This is a genomic window from Alteromonas sp. Cnat2-8 (assembly GCF_022348355.1).
GTDB lineage: Bacteria > Pseudomonadota > Gammaproteobacteria > Enterobacterales > Alteromonadaceae > Alteromonas > Alteromonas macleodii.
Map to the genome: position 1 here is coordinate 132,214 of NZ_JAKREX010000006.1, position 26,728 is coordinate 158,941.

The window sequence follows — 26,728 nt, forward strand, 5'->3', positions numbered from 1 at the left end:
TTACTTGATACCAACAAGCCCTTACAACTTAAAATAGAGGCCAATAAATTACAAAATGAATTATCTTGCCCATCTTTTCTTAGCCCGACCAACTGCCGATTCTCAATTCGGTAACTTACTCGGTGACTTCAGGCGGGGTGTTGATATTAAAGAGTTTGGACAAGCGGTACAGCTAGGTCTTAAAAACCACTATGAAGTCGATAGGTTCACCGACAGTCATACCAGCGTCTTAGCAGCAAAGGCGTTATTTCATAAAAGTCGTCGGCGCTTTGCACCTGTGGCGCTGGATATCTACTTCGATCACTTGCTAATTAAACATTGGGCGTCGTTTACAGCACAGGGTTTTGACGACTTCAGGGAACAGAGTTTCGCATTGTTAGAACAGCGATTGCCCACTATGCCAAGAACGATGCAGCACAGTGTTGGGCATATGATAACCCATGACTGGTTTGAAGATTATGCTAAGGAAGAGGGCATTGCTAAGGCGATTGCTGTGGTTGCTAAACGTATTCGTTTCCCCAACACGTTTCATCATGCTGTGGATGATATTAATACGAACAGAGACGAGATTGAAGCGAGATTCTTAACGTTTTTCCCTGAACTCATTACACACATAAAAATCAATGGCCCTGAGAATATTTGAAAGGCTTAACCGTGTTACAGAAATGTATCGAAGAAATTGGTCGTTTTGTCGTTCATTGCTAAGCTGTCATGTGAACAGCGATATAGTAAAGCGTGCAATACAAAGACAACACAAAAAAGATAAAATTAACGACACTCAAAGATAATAATGATGAATATTCAATCCTTAGTTAGAAATACATCGCCCGTATTATTAAGTCTGGGTAAAAATAAACACAAAGCGCAATCGCACGCGACCCTAGCATGGTTAACGGCAGCCTTAATTGCTTTTGTAGGCTTAACTACCAGTGCTTCAGCGCAAGAAGAAAGCGCATCTGCCCATGCTCGTTCAATAAAAATTGATAGCAGTGTACTGACAGAGCACGAAACTAAAATCCTAGGCAAGCGCGTAAAGTACAGTGCTACCACGGGTACTCAACCGGTTTGGAACAGTAAAGACGAAGCGGTTGCCACTTTGTTTTACACTTACTATCAGCGCACTGACGTAAAAGAGAATACTGAGCGCCCGCTTATTATTTCTTTTAACGGTGGTCCAGGCTCTGCGTCAGTGTGGATGCATGTAGCCTACACAGGCCCTCGTATTCTTAATATTGACGATGAAGGCTATCCAGTTCAGCCCTATGGTGTTCAAACCAATCCTTACTCCATTTTGGATGTGGCAGACATTGTGTTTGTTAACCCAGTGAATACAGGGTACAGCCGTGTGCTGCCTAAAGCTGACGGCAGCATGCCATCGCAAGATGAACAGCAGAAAATGTTCTTTGGTGTAAACGCCGATATTAGCTATTTGGCAGACTGGGTGAATACTTTTGTAACGCGTAATAATCGCTGGCGTTCACCTAAATATCTTATCGGTGAAAGTTACGGCACGACGCGTGTGTCAGGATTAGCATTAGAGCTTCAAAATCGCCAATGGATGTACTTAAACGGCGTTGTGCTTGTATCGCCAACCGATATTGGTATAGAGCGCAACGGGCCGGTAAAAGCCGCTAATCGACTGCCTTATTTTGCTGCCGCGGCGTGGTATCACAATAAGCTTGAACCCGCGTTGCAAAACAAAGATCTTACTGAGCTATTGCCTGAAGTTGAAGACTTCACCATCAATACGCTTATTCCTGCTCTGGCCAAAGGTGGCTTCATTGGTGAAACGGAAAAGCGCGATGTGTTAAAGCAAATGGCGCGCTATTCTGGGTTAAGTGAAGCGTCTATTGCGCAAAACAACTTAGACGTGAGCACTGCATTTTTCTGGAAAGACTTACTGCGCGACGAAGGGAAGACGCTAGGTCGTTTAGACAGCCGCTATTTGGGTATAGATGCTAAGCAAAGCGGCGACCGCCCTGACTATTGGGCTGAGCTAACATCATGGCTTCATTCGTTCACGCCCGCTATTAATTACTATTTGCGTGAAGAGTTAAACTACAAAACTGATATTAAGTACAACATGTTTGGAAACGTGCACCCATGGGATAGAAGCAATAATCAAACGGGTGAGAACTTGCGATTGGCCATGGCGCAAAACCCGTATCTGAATGTGATGATTCAAGCTGGCTATTACGACGGCGCTACGAACTACTTTGATGCCAAGTATACGATGTGGCAGCTCGATCAAAGTGGCAATTTAAAAGACCGTTTGAGCTTTAAGGGATATCGCAGCGGCCACATGATGTACCTGCGTCGCGACGACTTAAAACAGTCCAACCAAGACCTACGCGAGTTTATTAAAATGAGCACACCAGGCAAAGGCATACCTGCTGAATACAAGCGATAGTACGTCTGAAAATCTAAAGACAAGGATGTCAGGTTTTTTTACATTATATTAAACTAATTCATTATTTATTTTTTAAGCTTCTGTATTTAAAAGCTATTTTAGATTTGGCTTACACTTTGCTAAATCGGGTCTGCTAAATAATGAAATTCTTATTAACATAAACTACAAGGACGTATACATGAAAAAGTCTTCGCGTTTTTCATTATCCCTGTTGGCGAGCGCAGCGCTAGCATTCTCAATCTCAAGCACCACAGCCAATGCTTCAGTGCTCCTTTCCGGCTGGGAAGGCTCTACTGAAAGTGGATTTGGCAACTTAGCGATGAATGGTAACGACGACGGTTCATCGGGCGCTATCGTATTTGACGCATTTGAATCGCTTGCCTTCGATAGTGGCGTAAATTTCTTTGGTACTTCATACGATAGATTCTTCATAAACAATAACGGTAATATTACCTTCAATGGCACCGTGAGCTCCTTTACGCCAAGACCCTTCCCCATAAGCAACCAGCCAATGATCGCGCCATTTTGGGGCGATGTAGATACGCGCTGTGCAGAGTGTGGCGACGTGTTTATCGGTTCACCGAATGAAAACACGCTGGTAGTGACATGGAACGATGTTGGTTACTACAGTCAAAACAGTAACCCCACAAACACGTTCCAATTAGTGTTAATTGATCGGGAAGACACAGGTGCGGGAAATTTCGACGTTGAGTTTAGATATGAAGATATCGGCTGGACTTCAGGTAGTGCGTCAGACGGCGTTCCAGCACAAGCGGGTTATGACGCGGGAGATGGGGAAAACTTTTTCACTGTGCCGGGGTCTCAAACCGCCGCTATCGCTGATATAGACGAAAGTAACAGCAACACGGGCACGCCTGGTATTTGGAAGTTTGCTATTCGCGATGGCGTACTACCGGGTGATACTCCAGAAAACCCTATATTGCCAATTGTTAATCCAGAAACACCGACAGACTATGAATTTGAATTCTCTATCGATGATCCAGATGAACTTGTATTCATCGACCCAGATGTGGCAGTAGGCTATGACTATATTGTAAATAGTGGTCCAAACATCGCGTCAGTACTTTTGCCTGAAGGTTACGATGACAACATGTTTGACCTATTTCTTTGGGATAATGTTCTGATGGATTGGTTCGATACAGGCACAAATATCACTGGTGGTGAGGAGTACGACTTCAACACCCCTGTTGACCGCTTCAGAATTATGGGAATAGATGTTTCGAATATGCTCGAGCCTACGCCGGACGCATTTGTAACCGGCCTCACTTTCGATGGTTCTGGCGTTGTTAATATGAACCAGAATGCCGTTACTGTGTTTGTACCTGATCCTGTATCTGTGCCAACACCCAATACTCTATTTCTAATGCTAAGTGCAATGTTTGCTACGCTTGTTATAAGAAAGCGGAAGCAATAAAGTTGTCATAAAAGAGGGGGAGCGTGCGCTCCCCGTTTTGCTAAGAGGTGAAAGTGAAATATTTAGTAGCAGTTAGTTTAGTACTTGCATCGTTCTTTTCATGGGCTGTAACCACAAGTGACTTTGGTAGTTGGAGTTTGCTATGTAATGATTCTTCTGTGTGTACGCTCAGCCAGCTCGTTGCCAAAGACAAAGAAGCAAAAAAAGTGCTATTGGGCGTCAACGTTGACTACTCCTATTCGCAAGATTTTCCAGTATTGAAAATAAAGCTTCCAAAAAATACACTCACAAAAAATGGTGTAGGAGTAAAAATAGACGATTTTGCATCCATACAAGTGCCATTCTCAGGCTGTGACGAAAAGTCTTGCCAAAGTATAGTGAAAATCGACAATGAACTTTTGAAACAAATGCACAATGGACAGACTATGCTAATAGCGTTTCAAAAATCTGAAAACCAGCAAGTTACCTTACCCATATCATTGACAGGTTTTGAGGAAGCTTACGTACAGCTAAATCAAAGTATTCAAAAGTAAATGCACAGATACTCGTCTATTTTTGATATTTTGACACGTTGAATGCGGCTAGCTGCGCTAAACATTCAGCGCAGCGCTCTTTCAGCATATCTCTGAATAGTCTTACTGCTGGAGTAATAGATTGGCGGCTAGGGCAAATCAGCCAAAGCTGTTTCGGTTTAGGTTGATATTCGGGCAACAAGGTTACAAGTCTACCCTTTAAAATGTCGTCGCACGCATCTAAGCCAGATTTAACAGCAATACCTTTACCCGCGACGGCCCAACGCTTTACTATTTCTCCGTCGTTTGCGGTTCTGTTGCCTCGCATTTTTATCTTCAGCGGTGTCCCTTTGTGAAAAAACTCCCATTCGTTATATACCTTGTCATGTAGTTGGTAAAAAAGCCCGTTGTGTGTTTGCAAGTCTTCAAATTTTTCAGGGGCACCATGAGAGCTGATATAAGATGGGGAGGCAACAAGTAAACTTGGTACATCACAAATTTTGAAACCGTATACATTCGCATCGGTTGGAGTACCGTACCTTAGCGCTAAATCGACGGGATCGCGATAAAAGTCGATGTTGCTGTCACTCAGGTTGAGCTTTACGGTTATTTTGTCATGCAAATCCATAAAGTCATCTAGCCACGGCGCAATCACATTTCGGCCTAAATCAGACGATAAACCTAACCTAAGCTCGCCCTCAATCACGCCTGTATCGCCCTTTAAGTTCTGCTTGGCATTAGCCAGCATTGACATGGCTTCTTGGCACGTTGGCAAAAACCTTTCACCCGCAGACGACAGACGTAGTGAGCGTGTAGTACGAACAAATAATTCGGCACCAAGGGCCTGTTCTACGCGTTTGACCGCAGCACTTGCGGTTGCTGTACGCATATTCAAATGTGTCGCTGCTGCAGTAATGTTTCTAAATTCAGCAACTTTTATTACTACATTCAAGTCGTCGAGTAACATGGCTTTCAAAAACTATTTGATAATGTTTCTTTTATTGTGCTGTTTATCCAAATTTAATCAAGAGTATGATGATGATATTACTCAAAGGAGAGACAAATGATGAAAGCTATTGGTTATACCCACTCACTTGGTATTAGTGAGCCTAATGCACTGGTGGATATTGACATCGAAAAGCCCAGCGCGTCGGGTCGAGATTTACTTGTAAAAATAAGTGCGATAGCAGTTAACCCGGTGGATTATAAAATTCGTCATCGCGTTAATCCTAATGGAGGTGATCCCAAAATTCTGGGGTGGGATGCAGTAGGTGAAATCGTTGATATAGGCGCTGATGTTACCGAGTTCGCAGTTGGTGACAGGGTTTACTACGCTGGCGACCTTACCAGAGCCGGCTCAAACGCAGAGTTTCAATTAGTTGATGAACGTATTGTCGGTAAAGCGCCTAAGTCTCTGTCAGACAGCGATGCTGCGGCACTTCCTCTAACCACAATCACAGCATACGAATTGTTGTTTGATCATCTTGCTCTAAGGCAACAAAGTGAAAAGAGCGATGAGGTTGTGCTTGTGGTAGGCGCAGCTGGTGGCGTGGGTTCTATTATGCTGCAATTGCTTAAAGTACTAACGGGGGCTACCGTGATCGCCACTGCCTCGCGTGAAAGCTCAAAAAGCTGGGTTCAGGAGTTAGGTGCCGACTACGTAGTGGATCACAGCAAGCCTATGGCTGAGCAAATCAAGGCGTTAAACATTGGTGAAGTGACTCATGTCGCAAGTTTAAATAATACGCACCAGTACATTGAAAGCTTTGTTGAAGTTATGAAGCCAAAGGGCAAACTAGCGCTAATTGACGACCCAGAAAGTCTTGACGTAGCCAAGCTAAAGCAGAAGAGCTTGTCACTTCATTGGGAGTTCATGTTTACGCGCTCAATGTTTGAAACCGACGATATGGCAGAGCAAAGCCGTCTGCTTACTCATGTAGCATCGCTTATTGACGAAGGCAAAATTAGAACTACCGTTGGCAAACACTTAGGTAAAATTAACGCTGCTAACTTAATCGACGCGCACAAAATTTTAGAAGAAGGGCGAGCTATCGGTAAGTTGGTTCTAGAGGGCTTCTAAAGAAAGCGTGCTTGAGATGATATTCCGTAATACTATGCGCTAAATTAGGTGGTTTTGGCTAAGGTTTATAGCGCAAATGTTTGAATGGCTTGCGAGTCCAGAAGCTTGGGTGGCATTAGGCACCTTAATGGCATTAGAGATAGTGCTTGGTATTGATAACATAATCTTTATTTCAATATTGGTGGGCAGGCTACCTGAACATCAAAGAAATAAAGCACGTCAAATAGGCCTTGGTTTAGCCATGGGCTCGCGACTGTTATTGCTATTTAGTTTGGCTTGGGTAATGGGCTTAGTTAATCCGTTATTTAGCCTCTTTGGGAATGAAATATCTGGCCGTGACATTATTTTAGTGTTGGGCGGCCTCTTTCTTATTGCAAAATCAACCCACGAAATACATGCCAGTTTCGAGGTGACCGAAGCATCAACTACGGAAGTAGCAGCTTCTGGTTTTTTCTCAATTTTGGTTCAAATTGCGGTGCTCGATGTTATCTTTTCTCTCGACTCTGTTATCACAGCAGTAGGGTTAGTTGAACATTTAAGCATCATGGTTATTGCTATTGTTGCGTCAGTAGCAGTGATGCTAGTAGCTGCAAAGCCGATTGGCGACTTTGTGGATGCAAACCCAACCATCAAAATGCTGGCTTTATCGTTTTTGATTTTAGTGGGCTTTACCTTAATAACAGAAGGCTTTGATGTTCATGTACCTAAGGGGTATGTTTATTTTGCGATGGCGTTCTCGTTTATTGTAGAAATTCTGAATATTAAGGTTCGCTCGCGAAGAGCAAAGCAGGTCAGCACCATTCACTTGGCTAAAAAAATGAGTAACGACGGGAACTAGTCACTCGTAGGGGCGAGCCAGATAAACCGAAGGCACCATATTAAGGTGCCTTCTTTTTATGTGCTTAGCCTTGAACATTAACCAAAGTACGGCCAGAAATCTGCCCTTTTAAGATTGCGTCTATTTTTTCATTTACCGCATCAAGGGTCACTTCCTCGGTAAGGTCATCAAGGCAGTTTAGCTTCCATTCACTAGCAAGCTTGTCCCACAACCTCAAACGGGGAGGCATTGGACACTGCACAGAGTCGATTCCAAGCAATGAAACGCCTCGCAAGATAAATGGAAATACGCTTACGTTAAGTTCAGCAGATGCGGTTAGGCCACAGCACGTTACTGTGCCGCCATATTGTGTCGCTTTAATTGCCTGCGCTAGATATTCACCGCCTACCGTATCAATAGCGCCAGCGTATAGCTCTTTTAACATAGGGCGTTCTTTATTTTCCAATAACTCGTCGCGAGTTATCACTTTGCCTGCGCCAAGTGTCTTTAAAAATGACTCATGCTCTTTTTTTCCAGTGCATGCCACAACCGAAAAGCCAGCTTTGGCCAACAGGGCAACAGCGACAGAGCCCACGCCTCCTGTAGCGCCAGTGACTAGAATATCGCCTTTGTCAGGAGTCACGCCGTGTTCAACCAAGCCTTGAACCGATAGTCCTGCAGTAAAACCTGCGGTACCAATGATCATTGACTCTCTCAACGTAAGTCCATTTGGCTTAGCTACCGCCCATTCACTTGGAATTCTGATGTATTCGCCAAAGCCTCCAGCGGTGTTCATGCCGAGGTCAAATCCGGTGACAATAACTTCGTCTCCTTCTTTAAAGCGATTGTCACCACACGATACCACCGTGCCTACTGCATCAATTCCTGGGGTATGAGGAAAGTTTCTGCTCACACCTGGATTGCCGGTGGCTGACAGTGCATCTTTGTAGTTAAGCGATGAATAATGCACCTTAATGAGCAGCGTGCCTTCAGGCAAGTCATCAAGTGAACGCTGCGTTACTTTACGCGTGAAGGATTTATCTTCCAGCTTTTCTACAAGCAAAGCTTTAAACGATGTCATACCTGTCTCCGTTAGTCGAATGATTACGCTACCCATTGTGACGATATATAAACTTTGCGCAAGTATGCACTTTTTAGTAGGGTAGTACCCTAAAATATACTATTGGCGTGATGTAAACCCTTTGCTCGATTTAACAAAGACCACTGACATCAATGCTGACATTAATAATAATGCCTTTTACGTAGTGAATATGAACGTAATTACTCTAAGAGGGAGTAGTATGACCGCAACTTTGAACAGTGTAGTGGCAGAGGAAAGTGATGTGACATCAGACATTGACAATAACGCCGTCCTAAAAAGCCAGAAACAAGATAATGCGCCCAATGCTGCAGAAAATACGAACGACTCAAATCAATACATTTGTGGCGTAGCAGTATCCCTTGAGATAATAGGCGGTAAATGGAAAGGGGTTATTTTGTGGCACCTTTGCCATAAAACGCTACGTTTCAGTCAGTTGCGTAGACGATTGCAAGGCGTTACCCAAAAAATGCTTACACAGCAACTCAGAGAGTTAGAGCGTGATGGGTTGGTAAACAGGAAAGTGTATGCTGAAGTGCCCCCTCGTGTAGAGTATTCTCTTACCGATTTAGGCCGTACACTAGAGCCTACTTTACGTCAGCTATGTGACTGGGGTAGGGCGTATAACGACGACTATAGATAAAACACCAACACAAAATAATACGTCGTTTAGGTAAACGAGTACTGAGTTAATTCACAACAATACCAGTTCTTCTGGTGGGGCTTGTAATACTTAAATCGTAATGGCTAATACAAGGTTTACGTGCCGCTAATGCGTTTAAGCGCATTAACGGCACGTGTTAATTCCTGAATAGCTGAGCGCTAAGTAGCTAAACTAACGCTAGAGAGTGCGCTTTAAGCAAGTAGCGAGTCGATTGACAACACACTTTCTTCACCATTATCCACTGTATGAACAGTTGCTTCCATTGTGCTGAAGTTCACGTTTAGTGACGCCGCATGGTTGCCGTTTTTCCACGAAAGCACGAATACGTTGTTGATGTAACTCACGTCAAATACACCGTTAAAAGCATCGCTTTCGTTTCTTAGCCTAATAAGCTGCATCAAGCCTTTAACCACTGGCTTTTCAACGGCTTCTTTTACCATGGCAGTAGACAAGTATGGGCGGTTAATGTCGCGGCCAACATTGGTTTTAGCAAGTAACGCCATGTCATTGTGCGCAGCAAGCAAGCCACCGTAGTAAACTTGAGGGATACCCGGGCTAAAAAATTGAATGGCGCGTGCGACTAAATAAGCGAAGTCATCTTTACCTAACGCATCGTAATATGTGCAGTTAACCTGGTAAAGGTCTACATTATTTGCCGCAGCACCGGTGGCTTTTTTAGACTCGCCATTGGAATTTTCATGTATTTGGTCAACGAGCGAATTAATCGCATCTGCGGTAAGCAGACCTGGTTTGTCACCACTCGCGCCCACGTCAACAATGCCGATGCCATCGTGAGTATCAAGCACGGTAAAGCAGTTACGTGGCGAAATTGAAAGCCAGTATGCCAATGCCTCTGCATTTTTAGAGAACAAGGTGTGTAGTACAAGCGGAGGTAAAGCGAAGTCGTAAACACTGTCGCAACGCGCAGCAATATCAATTTGAGTTTGATAGTGACTGTGTATTTCGACCAAACACTGCATGCCCATACCACGTGCGCGGTTTGATAATTCTTCGATAAATTCGAAGGTTTCTTCAAGCATAAAGCAGTTCGAACCTGCGCGTTTAATTGCATAGCCCGCCGCATCTAAGCGAATAAGATCAACATTACTTTCAGTAAACGACTGAAGAATAGAAGATAGGTAGTCTTTGCCTAACTGTGACTCCACATCAATATCAATTTGATTAGAGGTAAAAGTTGTCCAGAACGGCACGGTTTCAGGGTTACCAGTCTCTGTGCCCACCTCGTAATCGCTGAAAAACGGTGTGGGTCGAGGGCGGAACACTTGTGCTATTTGTTCGTCAATTTGCGTTTGATCGTTGCCCTTAAAAATATCTTCCTTGGTTAAGAACAGCGGCCAATAACTCGATTCGCGCCCGTTTTTCAGCACGTCTTTGAAAGCTTCACTTTGCCCCGACATATGGTTAACAATGAGGTCGGCCATGATATCTACCGATTCGCCAAGCTTTTTAACGTTGTCCCAATCGCCCAAGCGCTCATCGACCAAGGTATGATCGATAGGATCGAAACCCGCGTCTTCACCATCGTAAGGGTAGTAAAAAGGAAGGATGTGAACACCCGTAAACAGGCCACCTAACGGGCCCTGAAGTATGCTTGTTAGACTCTCGATGTTGCCATCGCCTAGTCGGTCTGCATAGGTGATTAGTTGAACGCCATTGCGTATAGACATGATAACTCTCCAAAATTCAGCATGCGCTTGCTCGTACTTCTCTTACGTATCGCGAGCACACATTACTACGAATTAAGCACTACCAGTCTGGCAGATTCAAAATTAACCATGTAACGGGTTTAGCTTAATTCTTAATCTTCTGCTATTGACTGACCAAATTTGGTTGAGACTCACAGAAAATCAAAATCTTAATCGATTAAGATAAAATAGCAGTAGAATAGAAATTTGTAAATGAGAAGTTTAAAAAATGGAACTGTCGAACGCTCATGCGGCGGTTTAAATTAGGCAAGTTCTAAGGCAGGGTAGCTCGTTCAAGGGCTGTTCAATAGTAGAAAATAGCGAACAGGGCATTTTTAAATACGAGTACGGACCGCTAGTCTGAAGATCTTGTTTCTGATGACTCATTATTCGCTAACTCGTCAAATTCTCGCTTTGCTTCTTTCCACTTAGCAAGCTTTTCGTAGTATAGGTCCCAAATACATGGGCAACACGAACCTCCGCCGCAACAATCGTCTCTTAATGGTTTCTCTGGTTCTTCGGGTAGCGACTTCATAGCACTTATCCTCGACTTTCTGCCTTAAAAATATCTAAATCTCAGATAATATTTTCAAGGCTTAACAATATCCTCACGTCCAAACCTAATGTTTAAGCGCAGAGAATACAACTTTGCCTGTGTATGTTACTCCTTATGATACGCCTTTGCAGCTTGAAAGGTTACAAAGGCGTTTAACCTATTTTCGTTAATACGTAAAAGCTGACATCAATGCCATCATGCTTATGGTGTTACAACTTCATACCACCAGATGCCTCAATCCTTTGGCCGTTAATCCAATAACTATCGTTACTTAATAGCGCTGCCATAACGCCACCTATATCTTCGGGTTGGCCAACGCGGCCTAAAGTGGTCTGAGAGGCTATAGCATTATTGACTTCGCTATTATCGCGAACATAGCCACCGCTAAAGTCAGTCTCAATGGCACCTGGAGCCAGGGTGTTTACTCTAATTTTACGGGCTCCTAACTCTGCAGCCAGGTAACGACTCATGACCTCTATGGCTCCTTTAGCCATACCGTAGGCGCTGTATCCTGGGAAGCAAAATCTTGCCAAGCCAGAGGAAACATTCAGTATTGCTCCGCCATCCTCAACAATAGGTAACAGTGTTTGGGTTAAAAAATAAGGTCCCTTCACATGCATATCAAATAGCGTATCGAACTGTTTTATACTTGTTTCTGTAAAAGAAGCATTTAGACCAACGCCGGCGTTATTTACCAGATAGGTAATAGCCTGTTTGCCAAATTGGTTTTTCAGGACGTCTTTAAGCGTAACCAGAAATTCCGGGAACGAATAATGCGAGGCGGCAGTGTTAAGGGGCAGGGCACAGGCTTTTCTTCCAATGCTCTGAATCTCTTTAACAACCTCATCGGCCGCTGCTTCGTTAGTGTTATACGTGATAACAACGTCTATCCCTTTTTTCGCCAGTGCTAATGCGCCAGCGCGCCCAAGACCTCGACTTCCACCTGTTATTAATGCAATCGCCATTGTTATCTCTCTTTGTTGGTTAATTCGTAGACGATTATATTGACTAAAATTGGTATGAAAAACCTACCTAAAGCGATAACATTGTTCTTATTTGGTGAACAATAGGCGAAAGATGGACAGGTTCGATATGCTTACACGGTTTGTAGAAACCGCGAGATTGGGAAGCTTCAGTGCGGCGGCCGCACTTCTTGGTTTACCGAAATCGAGTATTTCTCAAGCGGTAACAAATCTTGAAAAGCAGTTGGGCACGCGCCTTTTTAACCGAAGTACGCGAAGCGTTTCTCTCACCTCTGATGGAGAAACGTTTTTGCCGCAAAGTATTGCCTTATTGAGTGAATGGGACGCCTTACAATCACAATTCATAACGTCAGCAGACAGCGTAAGTGGCGAGCTTCGTATCGATATGCCAAGCCGATTTGCAACCAATATTCTGCTTCCCATTTTAGGTGAGTTTATCTCTACTTACCCCAAGATTACGTTGCGAGTAAGCAGTGTCGATCGCAAAGTTGACCTTATTAAAGAAGGCTTTGACTGTGTGATTAGGGTTGGTGAATTAGCGGATAGCAGTTTGGTTGCCCGTCGCCTTTTAACTTATCCAATTTATAACTGTGTAAGTCCTGATTATGCGACGAAGTGGGGCATACCGCAGTCGCTGGAAGATTTAGCTAATCACAAGCTTATTGATTATTCCCATACCCTAAGCCATAAAACACCAGAATTTAAATTTATGAAAGGCGGAGAACTCCATGGTGTCGAAATGCAAAGCTTGTTAAGTGTTAACAGTACCCAGGCCTACTTTGCGGCGTGCGCAAGTGGATTAGGTATTGCGCAAATTCCAAGTGTGGGGGTTGAGTCAGAGCTGAAAGAAGGAAAGCTAATTCGTGTGCTTCCTGAATTCGAGGCCCAGGCGATGCCGGTAAATCTCCTGTACCCCTCTAGAAGACAAATGCCACTTCGATTAAAAGTATTTTCAGAATGGTTAGTTGATAAATTACGTGAAAACAAAAAGCCCTGTTGAATTACAGGGCTTAGGATGTTGTGTCGTATTAGCTAGCTAAATACTAGCTCAATAAGCATTAATCAGCTGGAAGCTCTTCCGACGCTTTATTACCATTTAGGTTTTCTGGTGCTGCCACAATAGGTTTAGGTTTTACGGCATTGGCCTTGGTCAGTATGTCGCTGTTGCCTGTTACCAAATCATCTAATGTGCCTTTTTCCGCATCGACCAAGCCCACTTCACGCAACATAGAGTCTACCAGTGGGGCGTTAGCACGATAGCTTAGTGCGGCTTGCGTTACTTGTTCAGCTAAACCACTACCAGCAGTAGCAACGGTGTGATCGCCTTTCACGCCACTCCCTTGGCCGTAGCCTTGAAGAATTTTAATACCTTCTATGTTTTCAAGTGGCTTAACGGCGTGTGCCACAAGCTCAGGCAATATTTTGAGCATGGCAAGGGCTTTTTGCAGCTCAATTTGCTCGGTCTTAAGCGTATTTTCAGCCTCATAAAGCGCTTGTTTACCTTGTGCTTCAACAGCAAGCACTTTCTCATCAGCTTCAGCCTGAAGCATTTTTGCATCGGCAGCGGCCTTAGCTTCCGTAAGAATAGCGGCAGCAGAGTTTTCAGCTGCTTCTTTCTTAGCTTGTGCTTCTACGGTAATGCCTACAGCCTCACGCTCTGCCTCTTTGCGCGCGTCTATAACTTCAATTTGTTTCTTACGCTCAGCTTCTGCCACCATTTTCGCTGTGGTTACTGCTTCCACTTTTTCCACTTTAGCTTTTTCCGCTTCAGCAGCTTTAGCACGTGCGGCCGACTCTTCCTCAGATTTTGTCGCAACGGCAATTTGTTTAATTTGCTCAGAAACCTCAACTTCTTGCTGCTGACGAATGCGCGCTTGCTCTAATGCCTGACGCTTAGCAATTTCTTGGGTTTCAATTTCCCGTGATTTTTCGATCTCCGCAGCCTCGATAGCACGGTTTTTCGCGATCTCTGCTTCGCGCTCTTCCCGTTCTTTCATTTCGCGCTGCTTAGCAATTTCTGCTTTTTGTTCCTGACGTTTAAAGGCTAGAATTTGCTCTTGGGCTAAGCGAGCTTCTTCTTCGTCTCGTTTCACCTCTAGTGATTGTTTCTCAGCAGCCAAATTACGCTGTTCAATGAAAATGCGGTTTTCTTGTTGAATATCGTTGGTTTCTTTGCGTTTTTCTTCAATGATCTTCGTTAAGCGTGCACGCCCCTCTGCATCGAAAGCGTTGTTTTCATTGAAAAACTGTAGGTCGGTTTGGTCAAAACCAGTCAAGCTCACCGATTCTAACTCAAGACCGTTCTTTTCAAGGTCGTTAGCTACGCTTTGCTGAACTTTTTGTACAAAGTCAGCACGCTGTTCATGCATTTCGGTCATGCTCATTTCAGCAGCTACGGCACGTAGTACGTCAACAAACTTAGACTCCATTAGTTTCTTAACTTCTTCAGCGCGAGTGGTGCGCGTTCCTAGCGTTTGCGCAGCCATTGATATGCCATTGGCATTGGGGGCCACGCGTAAATAGAAGTCTGCCTTAACATCAACACGCATGCGATCTTTGGTAATAAGCGCGTCTTTTTGAATTTTTTCCACTTCTATACGAAGGGTGTTCATATTTACTGGAATGATTTCGTGAACGACAGGAAGCACGATAGCGCCACCGTCCTTAATGACTTTTTCACCGCCTAAACCGGTTCTTACGAACGCTGTTTCTTTCGTCGCGCGGGTGTAAAGTTTGGCAAAGATAAGGCCAATAACGATAAGCCCTACAACAATAGCACCGGCAATAAAGAGTATTGACGGCAAGCTAGATGGTTGAATTGTATCCATACTTTTATCTCTTTTAGGTTATAGGTAGCGGGTTGCTAACCAGCTGTGTTGTTTTTTCTGAACTAAAATGACGCGCTCTCCCTGTGCGAACAACTCTTCATCTTCGAAAGGCTCTACTAACACAAAATGAGGCTGTGAATAATGGTCGGTAAACTTTGCTTCAGCTGGGTTGCCTCGGCTTGCTTTTCCAATCGTGATTTCGGCCACAGACCCAATGAAGTCATCGCTGTTAACCGCGCTAGACTCTACACTAGGCAACAAGCCTGAAATTACCTTTACGGTTTTAGCTGTTACGAATGCGCCAATAACAAATGCAAGAGGAACGGATAGGAAAGCTGGCAAGGTATAGCCGAGTGCACTCGCTGTTAAGCCGTTAACCATCAAGCCAACTAAACCGAATAGAGTAAGAAGTACTACTAGGTAAATAAGAAAGGGAACTTTATTGATATTAAGCCAGTTGGCAAACGAGGTATTAAGAAACCCATCGCCATCAAACTCTGCAAAATCATCGCCTAACCCCAACAGGCTTATACCAAAAATAGTGCTAACAAGTTCTAGTATGAAAATAAAGAAAACGGCTATGAGCGAAATGCTAAACCAGAAGTTTGTAGGGGAAAGAAGAACATCTGTCATTTACACCATCCATGATGACTAACTTGCTTTTATTCTTTATACCACAGAACAAAAATTAAGCCAGCGTCTAACACATGTACTTTCGGCTAGTTTGTAACAAATAATGATGGTGACTAACTGAAGTTATGTTTCTGCAGCATCACATCATTTTCAGTAACCTTCAATACACTGCCTTGATCATACCAATCGCCAAGTACAATACGAGTTGCAGGCTTGCCGTTTGCTGTAAGGCTATGAATGTTGGGTCTGTGTGTGTGGCCATGTATCATGCGCTGCACGCCCCATTTTTCCATGACTTTCACCACTTCTTCAGGCGTGACATCCATAATATCTGGCTTAAGATTTTGCTGCTTAGCCTTACTTTCCTTACGACCGTTATCGGCAACACGCTGTCGATACCATAACGGAAGCGCAAGCATTAAACGTGGCCACCACCAACCGCGGGATTTCTTGCGAAACTTTTGATAAGCAACATCGCGAGTGCATAGTTCGTCACCATGAGTAAGCAGGGTAGGTGTGCCGTATAAGTCTACAACTTCTTGTTCGTTTAATAACGTCATGCCGGCTTTTGATAGCCACTTTTCACGTATGGCGAAATCGCGATTACCGTGAATGAAGTATATAGGGCAATGCTGACTCACTACCTTGAAAGCTGATGCTATGGCAGTGTTAAATGGAGTAACGTTGTCGTCGCCAATCCAAACTTCAAACAAGTCACCAAGAACGTAAAGTGCATCAGCATTAATCGCATGTTCTTTTAAAAAGCGCATTAAGCATTCTGTAATGTCAGGGCGGTCGGCACTTAGGTGCAAGTCGGCAATGAAGTAGGTGAACGACATAAATCTTCTTATTGTGGTTTAAAAAGCCGCGTTAAAGTAACGCGGCTTGTTTTTAACTCAAGGCCTTGAGTATGTCTTGAAAATCATATTGGCCAAGGCGTTATTGAGACAGCTATTCAAGCATAGATGTCAGCGGCTATTTAAGAAATAGTCGCTTTTTCAATGATAACAGGCTCAACAGGAACATCCTGGTGATAGCCGCTGTTACCGGTTTTAACGGCTTTAATTTTTTCAACAACATCCATACCTTCAGTTACTTTACCGAATGCACAGTAGCCCCAACCATTGACAGACTTGCTAGAGTGGTTAAGGAAGTCGTTGTTATTTACATTAATAAAAAACTGAGCCGTCGCAGAGTGTGGATCTTGGGTACGCGCCATCGCGATTGTACCCACTTCGTTCGCTACGCCGTTGTCCGCTTCGTTTTCAATAGGGTCTTTTGTGTCTTTCTGATCCATATCTGGCGTAAAACCACCACCTTGGATCATGAAGTTGTTGATTACACGGTGAAAAATAGTGTTATCAAAAAAACCGTCTTCAACGTAAGAAATGAAGTTAGCTACCGTTTTAGGCGCTTTATCTTCAAAAAGCTCTAGGGTGATGTCACCGAAATTTGTTTTTAACGTAACCATTGTGGTTTGTCCTGTGTGTTAGCATACATATAAAGTGGCGGCATTTTAGCGCAAAACGAGTCGTTAGCGCAAAGAGACGGTTATCGCAAAACCCAGCCATATCGTTGCAAAAGGCTTGTACCATTTAAATCGTGACAGTGCTAAACTTTGCGGCCGAAAAATTATGACAAATAGGAAATATAGACATGCTACATCTTTACAACACCCGAACCCGTGAAAAAGCGAAGTTTGTACCGCTTCAAGAAGGGAAAGTGGGTTTGTATGTTTGTGGTATTACCGTTTATGACCTAAGTCATATGGGTCATGCCCGTACTTACCTGAGTTTCGATGTCTTAGTACGCTACATGCGCCACCTTGGTTTAGACGTGAAGTACGTGCGCAATATCACCGATATCGACGATAAGATTATTGCTCGCGCCAATGAAAATGGTGAAAGCTTTGAGGCGCTAACTGCACGCACTATTGCCATGATGCACGAAGACTTTGCGGCGATTAACTTACTAGAGCCAGACGTCGAGCCGACAGTAAGTGGTCATATGGATGAGATCATTGCAATTATCCAGCGACTCATGGACAAAGGTTACGCCTATCAAGCTAAAAGCGGCGATGTACTATTCGACGTAAGCAAGTACGAAGATTATGGCAAGTTAAGCAAACAAGACTTAGATCAGCTTAAAGCGGGTGCTCGTGTTGAAGTGGCGGCAGGAAAAGACGACCCGCTAGACTTCGTACTGTGGAAAACCACCAAGCCTGGTGAGCCGGCATGGCAATCGCCATGGGGCGAGGGACGCCCGGGATGGCACATTGAATGTTCTGCAATGAATCATAAGCATCTTGGTGCGCACTTTGATATTCACGGCGGTGGCTCAGATTTAACGTTCCCACATCACGAAAACGAAGTGGCTCAGTCGTGCTGTGCGTATGACACACCTTACGTAAACGTGTGGATGCACGCGGGTATGGTACAGGTTAATGACGAAAAAATGTCTAAGTCATTGGGTAACTTTTTTACCTTGCGCGATGTGCTTAAAGAGCACGACTCAGAAACATTGCGTTTCTTCCTGATGTCGGCGCATTACCGTAGCCAGTTAAGTTACTCTCAAGACAATATTACTCAAGCGAAGGCCGCCCTAGAGCGTTTGTATACAGCCCTTCGTGGTGTTGAAGTAGATGAAAGCACTGATCTGAGCTACGGTGGCTATCTGAAGCGTTTCGAAGCAGCAATGAACGACGACTTAAACGTACCTGAAGCTTTTTCGGTGTTATTCGACGTGGCACGTGAGCTTAACCGCCAAAAAGACAATGCTGACGAAGCGGGTAAATTGGCCGCGGTTCTTAAAGGTCTAGGTGCAATTTTAGGTATGCTTCAAAGTGACCCAGATACTTACCTTAAAGGCGGTGAAGGCAATGACGATGAAGCAGCAGAGATTGAAGCGTTAATTAAACAGCGTAACGATGCCCGTGCCTCCAAAGACTGGGCAGCGGCAGATGCCGCACGCGATGCGTTAAACGCAAAAGGCGTAGTGTTAGAAGACGGTCCGAGCGGTACTACGTGGCGTAAAGCGTAATTAGCACCCAATACTTTTTAACAGAATAAAAGCCCGCATTTGCGGGCTTTCTTTTTAGTTAAGCTTAAAGCGCACACCGAGTTTTCGTCATTGAACAGCGGTTTTTGGATATACGCACGAGGCTAAACATCTGAAAGTAAGATGGTATCTCCCGAGCTAACGTTTAATGCTTGTGCTGTTTTGCGAGAGATAACAGCTATTTCGTCTTGTTCTTCGGTTTCTGCCATCATTGCATAAAAAGGCTGGCTCAACGTGGCGACAAGCGTCATTTTACTCTCGGTGACACGCTTAGTACCTTCGCAAACTTTTATTCTTACTTGCCTTGTTGATTTGACAGTTTTTAGGCTTAAAACTTCAGCTTCCATACTTGGCGCACCATCAAAAATATCGATGTAGTTCGTGAATTTAAACCCTTCTTTTTCAAGCATTGCCATAGCGGGTTGGCCGTCGTTATGTGGTTTACCAATAGCCAACTGAGCCTCTTTGGGTAACATATTTACATACAGCGGAAGTTTAGGCATTAAATCAGCAATAAATTGATTTCCATTTACGGCGCCATATAAATCCGCTTCAGCGTATGTCATAGGAAAAAAGTGACGTCCGACGGCATTCCAGAAAGGCGAGTCCCCATGCGTATTTACATAGCCTCGTAGATCGGCCATGACCTGCTTTGGAAATACATGCTGATGTAAGCCCATAAAAAGGTAGCGTACTTTTGAAAGTAGTTTTCCGTTGAAGTGTTTTCTGTATTCAGGCAGTAAGTAGAGCGATGCCACTTCCGCGTAACCCTCAAAATGGTGACTTAGGTGCAGTATGTCATGGGTGTAGTGTGCGCCTAGTGATTTATTTCGCTGTGCGACTTTTTCTCGTTTGTAACTATAAAAACTGTCTTCTTTTCCTAATTCACCAAAAATTGCAGATGTACCAATAAGCTTGCCAGTTCGAAGGTCCTCCAATACAAACAAAAGGTAGTCTGGACGCTCTTGACGCATAAGTTTTTGTTCTTCTCTAATGGAACGCTTTAATTTGTTATCAAGCGTTGCTCTATCCGGTGGGAAGGTTGTCATACCTGGCGATGCAGCTTCAGCTAACGCAAGCAAGCCTTCCAAGTCATCACCTTTTGCTAGTCTCACGCGGGTGTCAAAGCTGATGTTATTAGTCGTAGTTTGTTCAGCGCCAATCGTTTTACACTCAAGGTGAATACCCGCGACCATGCAGCGAACGGAGCCTCCTCCCATTTCAATAGTAGGCACTGCGATGGGAAGTAAAGTAAGATCGCTGGGTAGTAAAGCTAGTTGCTCTTCGTTCATTGAACTAAAAGCAGTGTCTGATATAAGTAATAAACGTTTTCCATTGCTATTCAAAAGCTCTAGGCAGTTTCCGGCAAAACTGTTCACTTGTTCTTCGCTAATTTCGATGACGTTTTTACCCGTCTCCTTAAGTGTTGAAAGCACCACATTTTTGTCGCTTTCTTCTATCATGCTAGTAGCAACAATGGCAAAATCACTGCCCACACACATCATTACGTTGGTGTGGTAAATCGCCGTACCAGCAGTGTCAAAGGCGCTAAAACATATAGGCGTTAAACCAATAGCTTTACACGCCGACATTACAGCTCTCTTATTGGCTCGTTGGGATAGGCAAACATAGGCTAGCGCGTTTACATGGTCGATCACCATAGCCCCTGTACCTTCAACAATATCTCCGTCTTCTTCAAGGAAAGATAAATCTTTAGCTTGCTGTACGATATAGTGTTGCTGCAGATAACTGACAATATCGTCACGACGCTCCGCTCGGCGGTTTTCACAGTACATAGGGTAGGTGACAAGCAAACCGTTGGGATGTGTACTTAACCAATTATTTGAAAATACGGCATCGGGCGTGTTTTCCCCTTCTGTTTCAAACACCTCTACCGTTATGTGGTTCATACGTAAAGTGCGAACCATCTCATCAAATTCCGCACACGCATTTTTTGATATTTCCGCTCTATTTTTTCCCGTCGATACAAGGGGCTTCTGAAAACTATTGTCTTTGGCTGTTTGTTCGTTGGGGCGAAAGGCACAGGGGCGTACCATTAAAACGGAATTTGGTGTAGTTAATCGTGAGTTTTTGATGTGACTGGCTTGCATATAACGTCCTACAGCCCTTAGCTGAAATATTTCCACTGAAAAGAGCGTGTATTTTATTCTCTGGCGAATTCACTTAACCATGCTCAAGGTGTTGCAAGTTGTTATTTAGTTTAAGCATAATGCTCAATTGTTTTATCATTATGCTTTTCGCTAATTAGTCTTGGATAATGCGTTAATGACTCGACGATTTGTTTATCTATTGGGGAAACGACCATGTATGTAGATTTAGATGCGAAAGATCGCGAGCTTCTCGATATATTGAAGCGCGATGCGCGAACACCTGTAACCGTGCTAGCTGAAGTCCTCTCGTTATCGCGAAATACGGTGCAAAAACGAATCGACAGGTTAGTAAATTCGGGGGTGATCGACGGTTTTACTATTCGTGTTAACGAGCAGCTGCAACCAGACAAAATAAAAGCTCTTATGTCAGTCGAGCTTGAAGGGCTTAGTACAACACAGCTTATTAGTAAACTTAGGCAGGTGAATGGTGTTGAGCGGTTTCATACTACAAACGGAAATTGGGATTTACTTATTGTTATAACCGCCGAAAGTCTCGCGCACTTAGATGGCATTTTAAAAGAAGTGCGCGGCGTTAAAGGCGTGCTTAATAGTGAGACGAGTATTATTCTGTCTACTACTGAAAAATAGTGTGTACGCCTTATCAGTCTTAGCAGCTATTGTCGCCATTTATCCATCGATTTACATCATCACTTAAATTTAAGTCTGTGCCCAAGTTAAACTCACCTTCTCGAACAGATACCTCGCTGCCGTAGGTTGAGTGGGTAACGGTGACGTGTAAAAAAGGATATTGCGGGGTGCTCCCTTCTTTACGACTGGCCGTGAGTTTGTAGCCGTTTTGTATTGTATACGTGTTTACGACTATATCGCTATGGATTGGCTGATGCAGTGTGGACCAGCATCGGTTTGCATTGTATTCAATGCGCTCAACTATTTTTTCAGGTTCTTGGTTGGTGGAAATAGAAGAGGTCGGCAAGATCACCATGCAGCCTGAAGCAAACGCCGTTATACAACTTGCAAGTATTGCGTGGTTAAATGAGCGGCTGAACATTCTGCAGCGTTTAATTTTCATCATAAGTCCCTCTAATCGTTATAATTATATTCGTAAGGACTTTATATTAGCTTATTTGTATGAACAGTGGCTGAACAGAATACTGCTAGCGTTCACCTTGACTCTATCGCTTTGCAAATTAATTAAATTTCGGGCTTGCCAGTGGGGATTGCCGATTCTTTTTCGGTGAGATGTGACTTCCAACGCTGCTGTGCAACGTGCGCTTTCACCAGTTCTAAGCATTCGTTTACAACGTTAAGTACTTCTTTATCAAGTGCATCGGCGGTAGGGGTATAGTCGCGCATGCCGACTGAAATGAAATGGTCGATGCGCTCTGCGTCTAAGTCGCTTAACAGGTTAACTAGCGATGTGGTCACGATATCGGTGACTGACTCTTCCAACGTATTCTCAATGGTTTTGCCGATAACAGGTAGGTAATGCAGGGAAGAAACTTGTGCATTACTTCTCACCGCTTTACCCACGCTCTTGCGCACGTGCTCCCGTATCACCTCGCCGTGCTCTTCGCTTTGAATTGACTGGCCTAAATGGTTGATAACGCCAGCCATCCATTGGGTAATGACAGGACGGCGGGGGGCCAGTACCTGTGCGTTGATATCGTCTAACAAAGGCGAACCTGCTGAGATGTCTTTTTGCGCATCGCTGAGCACTTTTACAACAATTCGGTCGCTTAACTCTTCGACAAATACATCGTAGTAAAACGCAAAAAAGCGAAAGACCGCGGTTTGATTTAAGTCGATGATTTCGAATTTGTGCAGGCGGTGCAAAATAGAAAATATGCGCAAGAAACGAAATAGGCGGGTAGGTCCAGTAGGGATTAGACCTATGATATCGTACCAATGCAAAAACGGAAAAAAGTACCAGCGTAAGTGTTCTTTACGCACAATAGCTACAACCCACCGGAAGCAAAATTCGCTGAAGAAAATGGCGATAAACACCAAGTCGACCAACAGAAAGTTGTTGTGAACGGGATCGTAAGCACTAAGAAAAGCGGGAAAATACGTGCCCAATAGACCATAGACAAAGTCGGTGGCGTATAAGGCATCGAAAATGAGCCATGTTAGGTTCACAAAAAGTATACCTAACATGACTAAATCTAAGATTAACCAAGGCGTTTCATGACTGTTTCGCAAATTTTCTCGGTTAATTCTTAGCATTTCCTTATCCTGTATTCTGACTTAAAGCGTAACGTAAATGCAGTTAGGCATGAACAATATTGAACTTCAAGTATTAAAGGTTAGCTTGATGCGTTCAACCTTGTTACGTCTACATAAAGTTTTAGCTTCTGACCAGGTTGTAGATAGCGCTTAGTATTAAGTGAGTTCCACTTGCCTATGTCGCTTACTCTAACATTGAACTTGCTGGCGATACGAGACAACGAATCGCCATTTCTTACTGTGTAGGTCACTTTTTTGGTAACACCGTCTTGCGCTTTACCTTCCTGCCAGATAACTAAGGTTTTGCCAGGGTGAAGCATATCGCCAGGGGCCATACCGTTCCATTTAGCTAATTGTTTAGTGCCTATATTGTACTTACGGGCAATATCCCAAAGCGTATCACCAGATTGTACGGTATGACGTACTTTTTGCTTAGACGTGTTGCCGTTCTGCAAGCTGGCTAGACGCTGTTCCTGAGATAATGTGTAGCTGTCCAGTTCTTGAAGTGCTACTGGTACCATTATCGCTTGACCCACGCGGATCATGGACGAGTCTAGCTCATTCACTTTTTTAAGAACTTTCACTGTGGTGTGATACTGCTTAGCGATTTTACCTAAGCTGTCGCCGGGCTTCACCGAGTGGCGCACCCAGTTCAATCGCTCTTTTTGATCAATTTTAGCCAGAGCTTGAGAGAACGCAGCAGCCTTATCAAGGGGAAGTATTAATCTATGTGGTCCTTCTGGTGACGTTGCCCAACGATTGAACCCTGGGTTTAACCCGTGTAGTTCTTTTAAAGACATACCAGCAAGTTCGGCGGCAAACGCTAAATCGACCTGTGAGCCGATATCAACCACTTCGATAACCGCTACATTCTCAACTTCAGGCCACGCATACGCATATTCATCTTTATTTTTTAGAATATCAGCCAGTGCAAGCAATTTAGGCACGTAAGCACGTGTCTCTTTGGGTAAATTTAAGTTCCAAAAGTCGGTAGGTTTACCCGCGCGTTTGTTAGCTTTAATAGCCCTTTGAACGCGGCCTTCGCCACTATTGTAGGCGGCAAGTGCGTGCAGCCAATTACCATCAAACATTTCGTTTAGATAGGTTAGATAGTCAAGTGCACCTTGTGTTGAAGCAACAACGTCTCGACGTCCGTCATACCACCAATTCTGCTGCATACCAAAGCGCTTGCCTGTGCCAGGAATAAACTGCCACATACCAGCCGCTCGGCCATGGGAATAAGCAAAGGGATCAAAAGCACTTTCTACTATTGGTAAAAGCACAAGCTCCATCGGCATGTCGCGCTTTTCAATTTCTTCGGTAATGTAATAAAGAAAAGGCTTGGCACGTTTTACAACGCGAGCCATATACTCTGGGTGCTTCAGGTACCATTTACGCTGTGCGCTAATGCGTTTGTCGTCAGGGATAGGTAAGGCGAAATTCGCGCTTGCACGTTCCCATACGTCAGTAACGACCGCCTGCGTATGCATATCCGGTGTATCAGTAAGCTCAGCGCCTTCTTCTAGCGTATCATCATTGGGGTGAACAACATCAATAACGCCGTCTCTTGCAACTTCACAATCAGAAATGGCTTCTTCGTTGTTATGAATTTCACTGCACGCTTCTAGTGAAGCGGTTTCGTTACTTTCTAATTGTGCATTGTCGTTATTATTATCGGTTAACTGACAACCCGTTAAACCTAGCGCCAATATCAGTGGCGACAGTGGGAAAAACTTCAACTGCATATATGAAGAAACCTCGTGGAGCACTGCAAACCGACCATGTTACGATAATCGGCTTACTTTTGCATCAAAACTCATCTTTCCAGCGGCGAACTGCAGCAAATACCGCTACATCGTCAGCCAGGTTATTTTCGCAATAGGCTTCGGCAGCAGTTTTCACAGAAAGTTCATGAGCCCGTAAAAATGGGTTTATGTTTTTTTGCTCTTTGAGATTACTAGGTAGTGTAGGCTGACCTTGAGCGCGTTTTTCTGCCACCCACTGTGCGTAGTCACACAGCGCCTTATTGTCTGGCTCTACGGCTAAAGCAAACTGGACATTAGCCTGAGTATACTCATGTGTACAGAACACTTTCGTGCTGTCGGGCAGTCGCTTTAACTTATTCAGTGAATGATGCATTTGCTCTGGCGAACCTTCAAACAATCGTCCGCAACCTGCTGAAAATAACGTGTCGCCGCAAAACAATGCGCCATGCCCGAAGAAAGCAATGTGATCAAGGGTATGACCTGGCACTTCCATTACTTGCAGCGCCATTTTAAAAACAGGTAGCGAGACAGTATCGCCTTGAGAAACAGATTTAGTTATTCCTCTTATGTGATTGCCTCTTGGGCCAATAACTGGCAAATCTGGTACTGCAGATACTAATTTAGCAATACCACCTGTGTGGTCTCTGTGGTGATGAGTGATGAGAACTGCACTTAGCGTTAAGCCTTTGGCTTTAATAAAGGCCAGCACTGGCTCAGCATCACCTGGGTCGACAACAATAGCGCTACTCTCGTTATAAATACACCAAATGTAATTGTCGGTAAAAGCGGGAATAGGATGAATGGCTACGCCTGAAGGAAGTGTTTCTGCCGTCATAAGAGTACCTGCTTGTGTAGGTAGAATTATGCGTTACTATAGGGACTTGTGAAGAGCAGAGCAACCTAAGAGCGCGCAGTGTTAATGAGATCGGCGTTTAAAGCCAAACCGCCACGTTACCCTACAAATTGGAATGATTTCCCCGCCGGAGAGCACATTCGACATGCGGTCAATGCAGTTTGTAGCGATTATGCTGAGCGAATTTTTGGGTACCACTTTGCCAAACTAGGCTCGCTAAGCGCCGATATAAATCTCGATACCAGCCCAATTCGACACCACATCAATCACGTTCCGTTTAATGACCTAGCTAGCGAGCAGCCACACCACAATGAAGCGAAAGAGGCCTTTCCCAATCACAATGCATCGGGTATATCGTTAGGCGGTGATAAATGCGAACCTAAAATAAGTAGAGAAAACACGGTAGTGGGGCAGTCGCACTGCTTACCCTTCGCCGAAAACAGCATTGATGGCTTTCTACTTGCTAATGAATTAGATTTTGCACAAGACCCTCACGAAATATTAAGAGAAGTAGACCGCGTTATTACACAAAACGGTTATGTGATCATAAGTGGCTTTAACCCCTTAAGCCTCGCCGGAATTGCCAAATTTCTACCTGTTAAGCGCGGAAATATCCTACACGATGCACGCTTTTTTACGTCCTATCGCATTAAAGATTGGCTTCAGCTGCTGGGATTTGAAATTGTTGAACAACGTCAAGTGATGTTTTCAACGCTCTTTTTTCAACAAAAATGGAAAGGGGCGGTTAAGCTTCAAGACTATTTAGCATCTTATTTGCCATGGTGCAGTGCGGTGTACGTAATACTCGCGAAAAAGCGGGTTATACCCATGACCGCAATAAAACCCAAACGCAATTTGAAGCCGCGTTTTTCGGCGGTGGGCGCCAGTGTAAGGACCTCTACGATGAATCGCACGCTGCGCTAGTATTGTTAATGTGTATGCCATGTGCAAAGAGAGCACGCCAAGCTCTTAAC

25 protein-coding genes are annotated in these 26,728 nt (G+C 44.1%); 11 read left to right on the plus strand and 14 right to left on the minus strand.

Annotated elements, in window-relative coordinates; translation table 11 throughout:
• Positions 1-55 precede the first annotated feature (55 nt).
• The 4 genes from MHN00_RS16505 to MHN00_RS16520 all read left to right on the plus strand — a co-directional run bounded on the left by MHN00_RS16505 (position 56) and on the right by MHN00_RS16520 (position 4,378).
• The gene (locus MHN00_RS16505) at positions 56-643 is read left to right on the plus strand and encodes an ACP phosphodiesterase (RefSeq protein ID WP_049586864.1); all 588 of its coding nucleotides are present in this window, start codon (positions 56-58) and stop codon (positions 641-643) included.
• A 150-nt stretch (positions 644-793) separates the two neighbouring features.
• A complete protein-coding gene (locus tag MHN00_RS16510; protein WP_239301983.1) occupies positions 794-2,410 on the plus strand; it encodes a carboxypeptidase in 1,617 nt (538 codons plus the stop codon).
• A 178-nt stretch (positions 2,411-2,588) separates the two neighbouring features.
• The gene (locus MHN00_RS16515; protein ID WP_239301834.1) at positions 2,589-3,845 is read left to right on the plus strand and encodes a nidogen-like domain-containing protein; all 1,257 of its coding nucleotides are present in this window, start codon (positions 2,589-2,591) and stop codon (positions 3,843-3,845) included.
• A gap of 53 nt (positions 3,846-3,898) precedes the next feature.
• Complete coding sequence (locus MHN00_RS16520; protein WP_014976879.1) at positions 3,899-4,378, plus strand: invasion associated locus B family protein; 480 nt, start codon at positions 3,899-3,901, stop codon at positions 4,376-4,378.
• Positions 4,379-4,394: 16 nt separating this feature from the next.
• Here MHN00_RS16520 and MHN00_RS16525 read toward each other — a convergent pair whose 3' ends face one another.
• Positions 4,395-5,324: a LysR family transcriptional regulator gene (locus MHN00_RS16525; protein ID WP_197047992.1), complete on the minus strand. Its 930-nt coding sequence runs from the start codon at positions 5,322-5,324 to the stop codon at positions 4,395-4,397.
• A gap of 99 nt (positions 5,325-5,423) precedes the next feature.
• On the opposite strand from MHN00_RS16525, the gene MHN00_RS16530 reads away from it, so the two are divergent.
• Positions 5,424-6,437 (plus strand): zinc-binding alcohol dehydrogenase family protein, encoded by a 1,014-nt coding sequence (locus MHN00_RS16530; protein WP_075177559.1) that lies wholly within the window; start codon positions 5,424-5,426, stop codon positions 6,435-6,437.
• 76 nt (positions 6,438-6,513) lie between these two features.
• Positions 6,514-7,275, plus strand: a complete 762-nt coding sequence (locus MHN00_RS16535; protein ID WP_039225280.1) for a TerC family protein — start codon at positions 6,514-6,516, stop codon at positions 7,273-7,275.
• 64 nt (positions 7,276-7,339) lie between these two features.
• Here the strand turns inward: MHN00_RS16535 and MHN00_RS16540 are convergent, their stop codons facing one another.
• Entirely contained in the window at positions 7,340-8,335 is a 996-nt protein-coding gene (locus MHN00_RS16540; protein WP_239301835.1) for a YhdH/YhfP family quinone oxidoreductase, read from the minus strand.
• A 220-nt stretch (positions 8,336-8,555) separates the two neighbouring features.
• On the opposite strand from MHN00_RS16540, the gene MHN00_RS16545 reads away from it, so the two are divergent.
• Positions 8,556-8,996 (plus strand): helix-turn-helix domain-containing protein, encoded by a 441-nt coding sequence (locus tag MHN00_RS16545; RefSeq protein ID WP_275444371.1) that lies wholly within the window; start codon positions 8,556-8,558, stop codon positions 8,994-8,996.
• A gap of 212 nt (positions 8,997-9,208) precedes the next feature.
• Here MHN00_RS16545 and gtfA read toward each other — a convergent pair whose 3' ends face one another.
• The 3 genes from gtfA to MHN00_RS16560 all read right to left on the minus strand — a co-directional run bounded on the left by gtfA (position 9,209) and on the right by MHN00_RS16560 (position 12,244).
• A complete protein-coding gene (gene gtfA, locus MHN00_RS16550; protein ID WP_239301836.1) occupies positions 9,209-10,705 on the minus strand; it encodes a sucrose phosphorylase in 1,497 nt (498 codons plus the stop codon).
• Between the two features lie 373 nt (positions 10,706-11,078).
• Complete coding sequence (locus MHN00_RS16555; protein ID WP_239301837.1) at positions 11,079-11,258, minus strand: oxidoreductase-like domain-containing protein; 180 nt, start codon at positions 11,256-11,258, stop codon at positions 11,079-11,081.
• 230 nt (positions 11,259-11,488) lie between these two features.
• Positions 11,489-12,244, minus strand: a complete 756-nt coding sequence (locus MHN00_RS16560; RefSeq protein WP_239301838.1) for an SDR family oxidoreductase — start codon at positions 12,242-12,244, stop codon at positions 11,489-11,491.
• Between the two features lie 112 nt (positions 12,245-12,356).
• Between MHN00_RS16560 and MHN00_RS16565 the strand changes: the two genes are divergently transcribed.
• On the plus strand, positions 12,357-13,262 hold the full coding sequence (locus MHN00_RS16565) for a LysR family transcriptional regulator (protein WP_239301839.1): 906 nt from the start codon (positions 12,357-12,359) through the stop codon (positions 13,260-13,262).
• Positions 13,263-13,320: 58 nt separating this feature from the next.
• Here the strand turns inward: MHN00_RS16565 and MHN00_RS16570 are convergent, their stop codons facing one another.
• From MHN00_RS16570 to MHN00_RS16585, 4 genes are all read right to left on the minus strand, one after another.
• Positions 13,321-15,090: a flotillin domain-containing protein gene (locus tag MHN00_RS16570; RefSeq protein WP_039236487.1), complete on the minus strand. Its 1,770-nt coding sequence runs from the start codon at positions 15,088-15,090 to the stop codon at positions 13,321-13,323.
• A gap of 18 nt (positions 15,091-15,108) precedes the next feature.
• Positions 15,109-15,723, minus strand: a complete 615-nt coding sequence (locus MHN00_RS16575; RefSeq protein WP_014949924.1) for an OB-fold-containig protein — start codon at positions 15,721-15,723, stop codon at positions 15,109-15,111.
• Positions 15,724-15,836: 113 nt separating this feature from the next.
• Complete coding sequence (gene lpxH, locus MHN00_RS16580) at positions 15,837-16,562, minus strand: UDP-2,3-diacylglucosamine diphosphatase (protein WP_239301840.1); 726 nt, start codon at positions 16,560-16,562, stop codon at positions 15,837-15,839.
• A gap of 140 nt (positions 16,563-16,702) precedes the next feature.
• The gene (locus MHN00_RS16585; RefSeq protein WP_014949922.1) at positions 16,703-17,194 is read right to left on the minus strand and encodes a peptidylprolyl isomerase; all 492 of its coding nucleotides are present in this window, start codon (positions 17,192-17,194) and stop codon (positions 16,703-16,705) included.
• Between the two features lie 185 nt (positions 17,195-17,379).
• On the opposite strand from MHN00_RS16585, the gene cysS reads away from it, so the two are divergent.
• Complete coding sequence (gene cysS, locus MHN00_RS16590; RefSeq protein ID WP_101565047.1) at positions 17,380-18,762, plus strand: cysteine--tRNA ligase; 1,383 nt, start codon at positions 17,380-17,382, stop codon at positions 18,760-18,762.
• Positions 18,763-18,884: 122 nt separating this feature from the next.
• Here cysS and MHN00_RS16595 read toward each other — a convergent pair whose 3' ends face one another.
• A complete protein-coding gene (locus tag MHN00_RS16595; RefSeq protein WP_239301841.1) occupies positions 18,885-20,891 on the minus strand; it encodes an arginine N-succinyltransferase in 2,007 nt (668 codons plus the stop codon).
• A gap of 213 nt (positions 20,892-21,104) precedes the next feature.
• Here MHN00_RS16595 and MHN00_RS16600 point away from each other — a divergent pair, with 213 nt between their 5' ends.
• Positions 21,105-21,539, plus strand: coding sequence for an Lrp/AsnC family transcriptional regulator (locus tag MHN00_RS16600; RefSeq protein ID WP_014949919.1), 435 nt, complete (start codon positions 21,105-21,107; stop codon positions 21,537-21,539).
• Positions 21,540-21,558: 19 nt separating this feature from the next.
• Here the strand turns inward: MHN00_RS16600 and MHN00_RS16605 are convergent, their stop codons facing one another.
• The 4 genes from MHN00_RS16605 to gloB form a co-directional block, all read right to left on the minus strand.
• Entirely contained in the window at positions 21,559-21,984 is a 426-nt protein-coding gene (locus MHN00_RS16605) for a halomucin (protein ID WP_231514300.1), read from the minus strand.
• Between the two features lie 119 nt (positions 21,985-22,103).
• Positions 22,104-23,135 carry an ion transporter gene (locus tag MHN00_RS16610; RefSeq protein ID WP_239301842.1) on the minus strand — a complete coding sequence of 344 codons (1,032 nt, stop codon included), beginning with the start codon at positions 23,133-23,135 and terminating at the stop codon, positions 22,104-22,106.
• 80 nt (positions 23,136-23,215) lie between these two features.
• On the minus strand, positions 23,216-24,880 hold the full coding sequence (locus MHN00_RS16615; RefSeq protein WP_239220211.1) for a LysM peptidoglycan-binding domain-containing protein: 1,665 nt from the start codon (positions 24,878-24,880) through the stop codon (positions 23,216-23,218).
• A gap of 64 nt (positions 24,881-24,944) precedes the next feature.
• Complete coding sequence (gene gloB / locus MHN00_RS16620; protein ID WP_239301844.1) at positions 24,945-25,736, minus strand: hydroxyacylglutathione hydrolase; 792 nt, start codon at positions 25,734-25,736, stop codon at positions 24,945-24,947.
• 84 nt (positions 25,737-25,820) lie between these two features.
• Between gloB and MHN00_RS16625 the strand changes: the two genes are divergently transcribed.
• Positions 25,821-26,678 (plus strand): methyltransferase domain-containing protein, encoded by an 858-nt coding sequence (locus MHN00_RS16625; protein ID WP_239301984.1) that lies wholly within the window; start codon positions 25,821-25,823, stop codon positions 26,676-26,678.
• Positions 26,679-26,728: the final 50 nt, after the last annotated feature.